10 protein-coding genes and 2 tRNA genes are annotated in these 13,621 nt (G+C 39.2%); 1 reads left to right on the forward strand and 11 read right to left on the reverse strand.

The window, feature by feature from the left end; genetic code table 11:
• Positions 1–165: 165 nt before the first annotated feature.
• Positions 166–771, forward strand: a complete 606-nt coding sequence (locus I592_RS20725; RefSeq protein WP_010780127.1) for a DUF4352 domain-containing protein — start codon at positions 166–168, stop codon at positions 769–771.
• A 59-nt stretch (positions 772–830) separates the two neighbouring features.
• Here I592_RS20725 and I592_RS11030 read toward each other — a convergent pair.
• The 11 genes from I592_RS11030 to I592_RS11085 form a co-directional block, all read right to left on the reverse strand.
• A tRNA-Ile gene (locus tag I592_RS11030) sits at positions 831–904 on the reverse strand.
• A gap of 49 nt (positions 905–953) precedes the next feature.
• Positions 954–1,154, reverse strand: a complete 201-nt coding sequence (locus I592_RS11035) for a cold-shock protein (protein WP_010780126.1) — start codon at positions 1,152–1,154, stop codon at positions 954–956.
• A 212-nt stretch (positions 1,155–1,366) separates the two neighbouring features.
• A tRNA-Met gene (locus I592_RS11040) sits at positions 1,367–1,437 on the reverse strand.
• A gap of 471 nt (positions 1,438–1,908) precedes the next feature.
• Entirely contained in the window at positions 1,909–2,952 is a 1,044-nt protein-coding gene (locus tag I592_RS21010) for a peptidoglycan recognition protein family protein (RefSeq protein ID WP_010780125.1), read from the reverse strand.
• 1 nt (position 2,953) lies between these two features.
• Positions 2,954–3,262, reverse strand: coding sequence for a hypothetical protein (locus I592_RS11055; RefSeq protein ID WP_010780124.1), 309 nt, complete (start codon positions 3,260–3,262; stop codon positions 2,954–2,956).
• Positions 3,262–3,531, reverse strand: a complete 270-nt coding sequence (locus I592_RS11060) for a phage holin family protein (RefSeq protein ID WP_010738970.1) — start codon at positions 3,529–3,531, stop codon at positions 3,262–3,264. The genes I592_RS11055 and I592_RS11060 overlap by 1 nt, the downstream gene beginning before the upstream one ends.
• Before the next feature lie 2 nt (positions 3,532–3,533).
• Positions 3,534–3,887 carry a hypothetical protein gene (locus tag I592_RS11065; RefSeq protein ID WP_010780123.1) on the reverse strand — a complete coding sequence of 118 codons (354 nt, stop codon included), beginning with the start codon at positions 3,885–3,887 and terminating at the stop codon, positions 3,534–3,536.
• Positions 3,888–3,979: 92 nt separating this feature from the next.
• Entirely contained in the window at positions 3,980–6,016 is a 2,037-nt protein-coding gene (locus tag I592_RS11070) for a BppU family phage baseplate upper protein (protein WP_010780122.1), read from the reverse strand.
• A 2-nt stretch (positions 6,017–6,018) separates the two neighbouring features.
• Complete coding sequence (locus tag I592_RS11075; RefSeq protein WP_010780121.1) at positions 6,019–8,121, reverse strand: phage tail protein; 2,103 nt, start codon at positions 8,119–8,121, stop codon at positions 6,019–6,021.
• Between the two features lie 18 nt (positions 8,122–8,139).
• Entirely contained in the window at positions 8,140–8,991 is an 852-nt protein-coding gene (locus I592_RS11080; protein WP_010780120.1) for a phage tail domain-containing protein, read from the reverse strand.
• A gap of 14 nt (positions 8,992–9,005) precedes the next feature.
• Entirely contained in the window at positions 9,006–13,544 is a 4,539-nt protein-coding gene (locus I592_RS11085; RefSeq protein WP_244265169.1) for a phage tail tape measure protein, read from the reverse strand.
• Positions 13,545–13,621 lie beyond the last annotated feature (77 nt).

Below are 13,621 nucleotides of genomic sequence, written 5' to 3' on the forward strand. Positions count from 1 at the left end.
GTTGCTGGTGATTATATACTATAGAAAACAGTTTGTGGTGAAGAAGTTTGGAGTTATTAGCAAGACGAAGATAATGATGAATTTTTAGACATTGACTGTTTAATTTCTTATTTTCAATGGTAGAATAAATTTATCCATTATTAAAATGAAAGAAGGAGAATGATTTTGAAAAAGATTTTAGGTTTGTTTTTTAGTTTGGTGGTAGTTTTAGTTTTGTCTGGATGCGGTGACACAAATAGTACATCGAAAGGAACAGACAGTTCATCTAAAAAGTCTGAAACATCAGAAACATCTTTAGTCAGTGATACAAATTCTAAACAAGAAAGTTCTTCATTCAAATTTGAAAAACTTTATTCTACAAACTGGAGTGAAGATTGGCACGGCCTTACTACCAAAATAGATAAAGTAAAGATTGTAGAGCCTCATGACCCTGAACAAAATTTAGATGGCTCAACAACAGCTTTGGCAGTTGGGGTTAATTTCACCATTACAAATAACTCTGATAGAGATATTATGGTCTATCCAAATCAAGGAAACATAGTCATCGGTGATCAGCAAGGAAAAGTTAATTTATCAGATAGTAACAATGATTTAGGTGGAACAATTTCGCCCGGAGTTACAAAAACTGGAGTAATTTCATATTCCTTATCAAATCAGATTGATGCTTCTTCAATTAAAGATCTTCGAGTCTTATGGAAAGCAACGGACACAAAAGTTGAAAATGTTGATGATTATACAAAAAGTTACGACATCTCTTTAAATCTTCAATAAAATAAGACATTAAAAAGCACCCTCCACAACCAACTAAGGCTGTAGAGGGTGTTTTTTAATGTACCCTGTAGGGCTCGAACCTACGACCGGACGGTTATGAGCCGTCTGCTCTAACCAACTGAGCTAAGGGTACAAAAAAGCCGCCCCTAGGAGGAGACGGCCGATAATTCAACTAATTTTTATTAAGCTTTTTGAATGTTTGTAGCTTGAGGTCCACGTTGGCCTTCTTCTACGTCGAAAGTCACTGCTTGACCTTCTTCTAAAGTTTTGAAGCCGTCGCTTTGGATAGCTGAAAAATGTGCAAATACATCGTTGCCATCTTCACCAGTAATAAATCCAAAACCTTTGTCTGCGTTAAACCATTTTACTGTACCGTTATTCATGTATATTTCCTCCTGTTACGTATCAAGTACGTTCTTTTTCGCAATTAATTGTTGATAGTAAAAGGATTTCAATACGGTTAAATATATACAGTCCACATCACATTTCAAAATCGATTACTTGAGAAGCATAACATAGTTTGGCAGCATTAGCTAACTATTTATTTTATTAGTCATTATTGAAAAGTATTTTAGCAATTATATACTCGCAATTATGTACCCCGCAGGCCTTGAACCCGCGTCTTCCGATATGAACCGGAGTATTCTACCAATTGAACTAAGGGTAATTTTAAATGAGTATTATTATTTTTTAAACGTGTTATAATACAGAAATAGAACGCCGGATACAGTCCGCTTCCCCAAACGACTGTATCTGACGCTCTTTTTTATGGGCGAGTGACTTCCCATGACAATAAACTTACCCATAAATCGTTTTCTTTGCAAATGATACACTCATTGAAAAGTGATACACTACACAAAGAAACAACCAGTCCGCACACGACTGGTTGCCGATCAAGATGAAACTTAGTTATGAAAGAAGTAAGGTTTAACGAAAACCTTAGCCATATTATGCCTTGATATTCGATTTTTTTCAAGCGGATTCTTATTAATAAAAGTGTTTATACCACCACAAAAACAACCAACCTGAACAAAGGCTGGCTGCTGATCAAGAAAAACTTTCTTATGAAAGAAGAAGTAAGTATGGTAACTTACGACTTATACTATAACTCTTTGACCATTAAATTACAATTGTTTTTTAATACTTAAATCCTTTAATATGCGTTGGATTAATTCCAACATCCTTCGTTTTACCCATTTCTTGAATTTCCTTCAATACAATAGGCGCATCTGTATTGTTAAACCCTTCCCCTTTAACGCGAACGTCATAGGTTCCATAAGAATTCGCTTCTGCGTATGTTTGACCATCTAGTAAGATGTCTTTCAAGAAGTCGCGCATGTGGCCTTCCATCTTCTTGCTTTGCTCATCATTCAAATTCCGTGCCTCGATCTTGATTATAGGTTTGTCTCCATCAACGATCGCAATGTTTTGCTGCATGTAGCCTGGATAGTATGTTTTAAGCTCTTGCTTCAAACGATTGACCGCATTCTCATACTTCCATTTTGAATCGCAAGTGATAACCAGCGTATAGACTTTGTTCGGCTGCAACACACGTTTCACTTGGTCACGAAGCAACGTCCAGGCGTATTTCGTTTGAATACGCTGAACCATTTTTACCGCCTGATCTTTAGAGACGTTATCAATCGCAATGCCGTTTTTATTTTCAGAAGGTTGAGGTTTAGGTGAAGGATTCGGTGTAGAACCATTCATGTATTTTTGAATTTGAGCAATAAAATAATCTTGCATGATCGTCCAATCTCCATGCACCGATACCGATCTATGCGGACAGGCGGTGGCTGAGAATTGTTTGTGCAAGATTACCGTATTTCTATTCGGTTGTAGTCCATAGCGTTTTAAAATTTCAGCAGCTAGTTTTACTGAACGATCTTCATTATTTCTGAACGTGTCTAGATTTCCCATAGATTGACAAGCTTCAATCCCTATATAATTCGCATTCCCATTTGCATTCGCTGTATGCCATGCCATATTTGCTTCATTCTCAACTTGTAAGATACCGTCACTACACACATACCAATGGGCGAAACCCAGCTCTGCATTATGACTTGGTAACCAATTTCTATAAAAAGTAGTAGTAGCGCCTTCCGAAGCTGCATCATTGTGGATAACCACTCCATAGGGATTTCTTCCACGGCCGCCTGCAATACCTGACATTAATTGCATGTTAAGCCACCTCCATCAATTTATGATTAGGGAGAGATAACATGTATTCTCCTGCTTGAACCTTCGTAAAAATGTCATTCGAACGGAGAACCTTATACTTCCCGTTTAACTTGAAAAAATCTCCAACAGTAAATCCATCAAATTCTCTTTCGATCCCTTCCGAAGTGATTTCAGAAAATCCATTTTCTATATAGGTATCTGTGACTTCTACGCCACCTTTTCCGAAAGAATCTAATTCAACGAATTCGTCACCAACTTCTTTCACAATAAAACTGCCAATTGCTGTGACAAACTTTCCTTCTTCAAACATTAGTCATTCCCTCCTAAATTCAATAGTTTTGTAAAGACTTGATGTAACCCTGTAGAGGCTAACCCGCTCACTGCACCATAGACAATGGATTCCACACTGACGCCATTCATTACTGCGCCCAATGCAGCTCCTAACACTGCCACAATCAGTGGGATATATAAATTAGCCAATTTATTAAATAGTGGTGTCGCTTTAATTACGTAGCCTACAATCAAACACGCGACAACAATTACTGGTACAAAGTTTTCTGTAATAAAAGATAGATCCATTTTTATCTTCCTCCTAAAAATTTAAGTAGCTCCATAATAAACGCAAAAATAACCGCTGCAGACCCGCCAATACCTAGAATCATTTTCCAAAGATTTTCCGTATTCAGTCTCTTTAATTCATCCGAACGCTTCTCAGCATCCGTGTTCCGTGTCAGTATTGCGTTTAAAATTTCATTATTTTGTTTCATCTGTTCCGTGTTTTGTTCACGCAAGTATTTATTTGATTCATCCACTCGAATCAAACTTTCATCCATTGTTTTTTGCATTGCTAAGGATCGCTCGTTCAATCGTTTAATATCTTCGTCATGTTTATTCAGTTTGTCTTCATGCTGTTTGACTTGTGCTTCTAGTTCCATCCACCTGACTCCCCCTTCCAATCAAAATAAAAAGCACACTCGAAAGTGTGCTGAAATACTCTTTTTGCTATTTAACCAATACATAGTGAAATCTAATCTAACCAGTATGTGAGTTGGTTTAAATAAATATATTCTAAGGTTGTTCCCGATTGATTGCCTACACCTAACCATCCAGCGTTTGTAGTAGCGACTCTACCCATAAATGATAAATGGTTCGTCGCACCGGTCACAATTGTTGTTTGTGGTGCGCTGATTGTAGTTCCTAACGTAGCCACTACTAAACTACTGGAACTAGACGTCAAATTGTGCGTAGCACTAGCACGAACAGCACCCCTAAATTCTACCTTCTTACGTGTTTTACCACCATTAGGATAAACAATCACCCTATACTGAGGTTTAGCATTATCCGCAACTTCAGCCGTTGATGCAAGAATTAAGTCTACCCAGTCACCAACTTGAACTAATTCTGTCTGGCGTGCTACGGGATTGTCAGACAGTTTTGCCATTGGATAAATAGGCTCATTGTCACTTGAACGAATTTCTTCAATGGTCAAATTCATTAGCGCCAAATTATATACTTGTTTGCCGCCTCTAAGAGAAGACCGTATCCATAATTTGTCCCCTTCATTTACATCGACAATACCTGTACCTGTATAAGCCCACGATAGTTTTAGAGTACCGTCCGATAGGCGAGTAGACCCCTGTGAAGCAAAGTCCATATATACATTATTAACGGCAAGATGAGTGTAAATATAGTCAGAAGGACTATTAGTAGCTTCTGGAACGAAACGGACGTTTCCTGACACTTTCAACCTACATTTTTTTGTAATTGTCAATGTAGTATCAGAGTTGATTGTATACGGTCTATTATTCACATAATTTGATGAGCCGCCTACACTAGCACCAATTGGAAGTACTAGACCATCTGTACTAATACTCGCTAATGCGGTACCCATTCCAAAATGTTCTTCGAATACGATGCTGCCAGCTGTGGCCTGCTTCAATCCTTTGGGTGTTATCATTACATCGTCACGATCCCCAATTAATATTTCTTCTGCTGATGCTGGCGAACCACCAGCTATTAAATGCCAATCAAAGAATTTCAAAGTAGGATTTTGCGTTGATTTCGTCACATAGCCATCCTGGTAGCGCGTATAAATCCTACCTAAATCTGGATACATCGCCATTTGTGATGTTTCTACAATGAAATCAGAGTCTCTTCGATTACTTACTAATAAATACCCTGTACCACTCCCAGATAAACCACTCACATTTGGCATATTTGCTGGCGGAAAAATATTTTGAAATGGATAAAAACCGATTTCCCATATCTTATTGGCGTCGTCAATCGATTGTAGTTGATCCTTTAAGGTATACGCTAACGACACCTCACTTTTCTTCGCAAAGCGATCGTCCGCTTGTGTCGTGGTATAAAAATTGGCTTTTTTAAATTCGTCTAATGCTTTTTGAACCATATCAATCGCTTGTGTAACACTATTAGAAATAGTATTCCTTCCCTCTGCGACATATTGATTCACTACACCAAGGAAATTTGAAGCCGTTGTATCAATTACAGAAACAAAATCAGTCATTTGATTTTGTATGTTTGTGATATTATTTTGAATAGCACTAAAAGAGGCGTCTGTCGAACGAATATAATCAGATTGTTGTTTTTTCAATTCATCCATGTTTTTCTTTTGTAACACTTGAAGTTCTGCAACCAACTTATTGTATTCGTTAATCACCGTTTCCGCCTCTTCAGCGGTTATATCTGCATTATCGAATACCAATATTTCGAAATTCCCACTAGAGAAAATTTTGCCGTCCTTACCGGTAAATAAAAAGTAGGCTCGTTCATAAGGACCCGCAATACTAAAAGCAGCACTTGGAAAGGTATATTGGAATAATCCTTTTGTAGAATCAAGAATTTTTACGCCAGCTGAGTCACTGATTATGGTCTGATTATCCTTTGTGTTTCCCATAAAAGAGATTGAAACATCGGTTAAATTCAAAGGGGCTCCATCACTACCTATGACACTTACTTTTTCAGTGGGACTATTATTGTCTCCCACCCGACCATGAACAATGTGACCACCAGTCATTTCTTTATTAATATCAAGAGTCAACATATTCAATTACTCACCTCTTTCACTTTTTCTTTAAATTCTTGCGGTCCCCAAATTTGCTCAGTTTCTTTATTATCTATTTCTTCAAATAAAACCAACCGTTCATTTTCGTACCCCATTCGTTTTGCTTTCAATTCGTAGGCGAATCGGACCCTTGGTTGATCGGAACAAACTAAAAAGGCATCTGATCGAAAATCAGATACCCACACTCGCGCATTATCATAAACCTGTAAAAAAACTTCATAAGGGATGTCTAAATTGACGGTATCACTAAAAATTGGATCGATTGATACCCAAACTTCACAATCAGTGTTTGTCACACTTCTGCCAATATCCCCTAAATAACTTTCCGTTGTTTCGTACGCTGGTGTTGCTCGAACACCCTCTCGAGTCGGATGAATCGCATTTTTTGTTCCTGTTACACTAAATCTTGGAGCATTAATTGAAAAACTATCACTCAAATCATAAAGGGCTGTTGTAGAGGAAACAAACCATCCCCTATCTGTCAGTCTCGCTTCTTTTGAAGGATCATAATAAAGAAATAAGCGAAGTGTTTTGTGTGCCCCGAGTTGAAGCGCAGGAATATATTCCGCAGAATTCTCTTGGCCAACGCCCCAACCTGTAATAGCAGCTTCTTTATTACTTCTATTGTCTCTAAATCTAATTTGAGCGTTTGAATAGTCAACAGTTGTTGTGCCTTGATTGGCTTTCTGTACTGTTTTCATTTCTCCGTTAGTAATGTCTATTTTTAGGTCTTTCCCTATAATTTCACCTTGTTTAAAACTTACTTCGCCACTTGTAAGATCGATCATTATGTTCTTGCCTTGAATCTTAATCGCTCGCAAGATACCTGTATTTACAACACTAGCATTAACACCTTGAGCTGTGAGCGCATTTTCGAAAGTTTTACCCCCATCAGTTGATACGCCAATACCTGCAGAGTTCATGAGAACGAGCCTGTTGCTGTCTTCTTTTTCCACAGCTAGGATACCGTTATTCGTAAAGCGCACCTCTGTTTGGGCTTCCAATAAGGCGTTTGTCGCATTTCGTATGGCATCTGTTAACCATTCATTGGGAATAGGCTTTACACCATTCATAATGTCAGACCAGTTTTGGGAATTACTTGCATCTGCCTGATTCTTTTGATCAACCAAATTTAGTGAATTACAAACCACGCTTTTTTCTAATGATTCGCCAAGTACATCGAACGACTCTTCGATCCCTACGATGCGTATTTTTTGTTGGAAGTGAAGTTCTTCGTTAATTGCAGAAATATAGTCTCCTGGATTAGGGAAAGCATAGTTGTACCCGGCTTTTTGTAAATCCTCTACAGTCAAAGAAACAGAGATACTGTAGGAAGATTCCACTAGTTCTTTCAGTCTGACTAACATGCTTTCTGTTTTCGTGTACCGTTCATCGACAACTGGATCAGATTCAAGTATTCCATAAATATCCGCTAACGGACTCTTATACGTCGCTTCCAACCTTCCTTTTGACTCATCATCAGGATCGACAAATGCACCGAAACCTTTCGCGTAAGTGACGAAGTCCCCGATATTTTGTTCCAATCCCAGTTCCTGCATATTGAATCCTTTACGGACAATCGTTGAAAGATCACTACCCAATTTTTCTACAATTGTTACCGTTTTTCCCACTACTTTGAATTCAGTCGAGGTGCTATTAATAAAGTCGTTAAATAAAGCAAGCCGATTCTTCATGCCAAAGTTCTGTTTTTCAAAAGCAGGTAACGAGGCGCTTAAAGAATAGTTATAGCCGCTATTACTGAAGATTAAATCTAAATATGTCTTCGCCGTATTCGACCCATTTAACAATTCATAAACAGACGATTTTCCCATTTTATAGAAAAACTCATGGATCGCATCAAACTCCACTGTGACGGATTCACCGTTATCAACGGGTAAAGCATACGTAATGTAAAAAACTTCCCCTTTAAATTCGAGCGACCAGCCACGATCAATCCCACTAATAACTTCATCTCCAGTATAAATCGTCCCTTTAATTGATTTTTCTCCATTTACTTTATGGCTATAAGAGACCTCAGCGAGAGCAACAAAGGCTTCTTTCCTAACATTTTTAAAGACTGCCATTAATTATCACCTCCAAATCTATCTATAAAAATCAACTTTATTTAAAAGTTGTATCGAAGCATTACTCATTGAAGTGTTATAAGGAAGAAAACCTTCTTGATTCGGCTCCAATACGAAATACTCCAAATTGGTTTTATCATTAATATTCAAACTATTTAATGTAAACGCGGACCCCTCCAAACGAAAGACATCTCCACTTACAATTGTTTTACTCCCTGTGTAACGAAATACTTTTCCACCTATCGTAAAGGTAAACGTATTACCAGAACTTGCTTTTGCCGTGAGTTCGACAGACCAAGGCCACTCCAATTGGCTACATGGCGCAGTTCCTTTGTATTCAATAAAACCACTTTTAGCAGGTAGCTCAAGCGTCTTAGGGATTGTCACGCCAAAAGGAATATCTGCTGTAACAAAAGTAAAACTAACCTCGTAGAGTAAACCGCGGCTACTGTAACCCATAAAGGAATAGTCTATTTCACCATCTAGTAATACGTTGTAACGGTAATGGTACTTTCGTTGACTTTCTGACTTAAATAAATCAAATCCACTTTTTTGTCCAGGCCGTTCGAAATCATAAAGAGCTCCAGTGTTGTACATTCGAGTAATAAAATAAGGTTCGGTATCGGCAAAAATACCGTTAAGCTTATCTTTCATTAATTCATCTTGTAATTCATCGGGCACATAGAACTTACCTACGACAGATATCTTCTTTTCAGTAAGTGTTGCCCCCATGAACAAATTGCCGTTTTTACCGTTGATTCTCTTACGATTTGATTCAACAACGGCATTCGAGACCTTAATGTCCTGAACAAGGACGCCCAAGGAGGACATTCTTGTCTTTAAGTCATCTTTTTCAATGTATAAATCCATCTATGTTCCTCCTATCAGCTCTTATTAATCAAATTGATTCGATTTGAATTTCGTGCGTCCTTTTGCTTCACTATCGTGTAAATCTTGTCACCAACCAGTTCATTATGAACTTCAAAAACGGGCTCTTTAAGCTGACTGTTTTGCACGTCGTCACTTAATTCACCCATCGAAGAATTGATTTTACTTGTCACGCTTCTCGTATCCGCCGTAACAACAGAGCGTGCAGAATACTCTTGATCTGAAATAGCATTTGCATAAGCAAACGCCTGCTCGTCAATTTTCGGCAACATCGCTTGCATCCCATTGACTAATCCCGAACCGATAAAACCACCGATCTTAGCCATAACACGCGAAGGTGAATGGATATCCAGTGCAGCCCTCATCTGGTTAGCGACATTACTAGCAATGGCATTCGCTGTACTGTAAATCGCATTCGAAGCACTTACTAAACCATTGTTCAATCCAATTCCTGCGTTATAGCCAACAGAGTATAAAGAACTACTCAAGTAGTTAAAGGCCGAGGAAATGCGATTAGAAACATCAGAAGCAGTGGATACCATATTGCTCATTCCACTAGAAAATGCACTACTCATCTGATTCATGCCCGAAGACATCGTTTGAACCATGTTTCTAATAGATTGCGTATTAGCACTAGATATACTAGAAAATCCGCTGTTCACTGATTTGGAAACGTTGCTCATTGCTGACGAAACCGTCTGACTCATGTTGTTCATCGATTGATTTACATTCCGAGTCATCGTTGATATTTCTTGAGTTGATCCTGTGTTGATGTTTTTAGCATTGTTTGTTACGTTTTTGTACATCGTTGCTGAAGCGTCTGAAGCACTAGCAGAAGCTTGGTTCATATTTTGGCTTACTGCAGATGATACACTCGCCGTTGTCTGATTCACACTTCCGTACATGCTTTGGAAATCTCTAGAAACATTCGCATTTGCTTGACTGGCATTATTGGTAGCGGATGTTGAGGCCGATTGGGTATTTTGACCAACAACATTGGCTAGATTGCTTGTACTTGCAGAAACATTACTTTGCATACCTTGATATTGCGAGGTAGACTGAACATTTGCATTGGCCGCCGCATTAATCGCATTATTTGAACTCATGGTACTCAAGTTACTAACATTCGTATTCATCTGATTCATAGAACCAGTAACGTTCATGTTCGCCTGACTGTAAGCCGACCCCATACCATTAGCAGTTGTTGTAGCATCTGTTGTAAGCTTGGTGCTGGTTTCTCCAGATTTGCCAGTAGGAGTATTCCACAAGTTCGAGAACCCGTTTTTTATGCCATCCCAAGCGCCCTGGAGAACGTTAGGAATAGCTTCCAGAATTGCGGAAGCCAGTGATACGATAATTTGCAGTCCAGCCATTGCGATATCAGGCAACATTTGAATAATCGTAGTGATTAGCGAAATGATGATCTGAATACCTGCAGAAATAATGGATGGTAAATTTTGGACCAGCCCATTCACGATAGCCATGATAATTTGAATAGCTGCTTGCAGGATCATAGGCAAGTTTTGCACAATGAAATTACACAATCCATTGACAATCTGAACGGCCCCTTGCATCAATTGAGGGATATTACTCATTAACCCTTGAATCAATTGCAAGATTGCGTTTAATGCAACTGGTAATAATTGTGGAAGCATTTGAGTCAATCCATCAATTAAACCAAGTAAAATCTGAATACCTGTTTGAATAATTTGAGGTAAGTTTGTCACGACATTCTGCACAAACGTCTGCAAAATAGTCTGAACTGAACTAACTATTTGCGGAATGTTTTTTATAATCCCATTTACAAGACTTAACAATAAATTCATACCCATTGCCAGTAGCTGCGGTAATGCACTAGCCAATGAGGTCAAAATAGTTGTAATAATGGTCAACGCTGAACTAATCAACGATGGCAAGTTCTGTTCGACACCACCCACTAGTGATCCGATAACATCCACACCAGCTTGCACAATGAGTGGAAGCATTGTAGCAATTGTATTCGCCAATTTTGAAATCAATTCAGTACCACTAGCAATTAATTGCGGCAATTGAGAGGTAATACCCGTCACTAGACTAGTAATAATTTCTGGGCCTTTTGTGGTAACGGTAGCCAGCATTTGATCAATCTGTGTTCCAAACTGATTGTTGACTAATCCTAACCCGGCAACGACAAGACCTAAGATGGCCGCTGGACCAACTGCAGCTAAAGCTACTTTCATAATTGTGCCCATTGCAACAGTCATTCCATTTAAAGCATTCATACCTACCGAGCTTGCACTCTCTAGGCTAGACCCAATGTAAGGAATCTTACCTGCTAGTGATGAGATTCCTCCCTGCAGTCCAAGAATAGAATTCTTAGACTTGTCCATAATTGAGCTAAAGCCAGAGAACTTTGTTTTAGTTTCTTCTAAACTTTGTTTTAGAGCATTTCCAGCAGCAGCACCATTTCTCTGTGTCTCTAATTCAACTTTATTGGCTATATCTTTGGTTTCATCCTTAATCAGTTTTGCTTGCTCTTTGTAGTTAGTCCCTAAACCAGTAAATCCTTTACTTAATTTCTGAATGCCAGGCAGTACTCCATCTAGCACTAGCGCTCCACCTAACACTGAGGCCAATGGCAAAAACTGTTTGACAATTGTACTTAAATCTCTAAATGCATTGGTAAACTCAACTGCTTGTTGCCCTGACAGATCACTTTTATTGATGAATTGACTAAGCACAATGTTTACTTTTTCAATAATTCCCAAGAAATTATCAAGACCTTGAGATTGTCCGAGTTTATCCACAAATTTATCGACCGCTTGTACTAATGTTGTGAGTATTGGTAAAACGGCTGTTCCCACTTTAATTTGAAGTGTCTCGAACGATCCGCTCAACCCTTCAATGGCACCTTTTAGATTGTTTAGCTTTTCTTTTGCAACTTCGGCTGCTGTCACTTTGCTGATGGCTTCTTGCATAGAATTTGCTCCATCAGCGCCTTCATTCATCGCGATAGTAGCTGCACGTACTGCATCCGTACCAAACATCGTTTTTAGCGCTTGTTGTTGCTGTTGTTGGGTCAGACCGGATAACTTGTCTTTCAATAATTGCGAGATATCTGCGAAAGATTTAATCTTCCCATTGGCATCAAAGAACTGATTCGCTCCTTCTTCGGTCATCAAGCCTAATTCTTGCATCTTTGCCTGTGCTTTATCCGTTTGTGGTTGTAAATTTTGAAGCATTGTCTTCAATGAAGTCCCTGCATCTGATCCTTTTAACCCGTTTTGAGCGAATACTGCAAGAGCATCTGTTGTATCATTAAAACTTAATCCAACACCAGAAGCGACCGCTGAAACCATGGACAAGCCGAATTTCAATTCTCCAACGTCTGTCGCTGATGCATTTGCTGCACCGGCTAATTGATTTGCAGCATCTACAACAGTGAGATTGTCGTTTTTAAATGCATTCAGTGCCGTCGATGCTATTTCTGCTGCGCTCTTTAAATCTAGTTCTCCTGCGGTTGCTAAGTTTAGAGCGCCTGTTAAACCACCATTTAAGATATCTTTAGTAGAGACTCCGGCTTTAGAAAGCTCTCCAATGGCATCGGCCGCTTCACTAGCTGAATAAGCAGTTTCTGCCCCGGCTTTGATTGCTGCATCGTTGAATTTCTTCATCGTCTCCGAGCTCTCACCGGTTACTGCTTTGATGTTACTCATTTTTTGCTCAAACTCTGCAGCTTTCGAAACAGTATCCGTAATGCCACTTTTGATCTTATTTAAAGCCGCAAACGCAACACCTACACCTACAATTTGTTTGACTAGGCTTGCAGTTTTTGAGGAAGCTTTATCTGTATTGGAGCCGATGCTATTCAAAGCATTGGCCGCTTTCGAACCAGCAGTACTAAAAGCATTCGTAAGTTTCGACCCTACCTGTGTGGCTAAATTACCTGTTGTAGTGACGACTTTATTCATTGGCGCAGTGATCTTATTGGCCATATTGTTGGCACCAGATACTACTGCGGAGAATGCCTTGCTAAAGGTTGGCGGAATCTTGTTGCTTGCGTTCTGCGCAACACTAGCAATTCCTAAGAAACCCGTATTTGTTAAACTTCCCAGTGTATTTGCTGTGTAGCCAATTGTTTGAAATGCTTGCTTAAATGGCGCCGGAACTTTCGTGGCCGTATAGTTAGCCACAGACGCAATCTTTTCGAATCCGCTACTAACAGAAGCACCAAGTCCATTGGCAGATTTAGCAACAGAATTCAGAACACTAGAAAATCCGTTACTTATTTTCGAGTATCCTGACTGAACAATGCTGGCTACTTGATTAAACGCCGATTGAAACGGCTGAGGAATCTTTTCGCCAATAGATGCAATTACCCGCTGAATCTGACCGCCTGCTTTACTAAAAACTGCCGTCATCGCTGGTGCAATGCCCGCTAAGTTCGTGGGCATATTCGCACTCAATTTGCTCATGATTTGCCCTACTTTTTGAACCATTGAGTTGCTATGATTCTGTGCGGCTGCTGCCGCTGCGGCCATACCACTATTAGTCACATTAACAACTTTGTTCATAGCATCGGCATATTGAGAAATGTCTGCGCCGATAATTGCATTAATTGATCCATCAAAAG

The sequence above is a fragment of the Enterococcus gilvus ATCC BAA-350 genome (genome assembly GCF_000407545.1).
In the GTDB taxonomy this organism is placed as follows: domain Bacteria; phylum Bacillota; class Bacilli; order Lactobacillales; family Enterococcaceae; genus Enterococcus_A; species Enterococcus_A gilvus.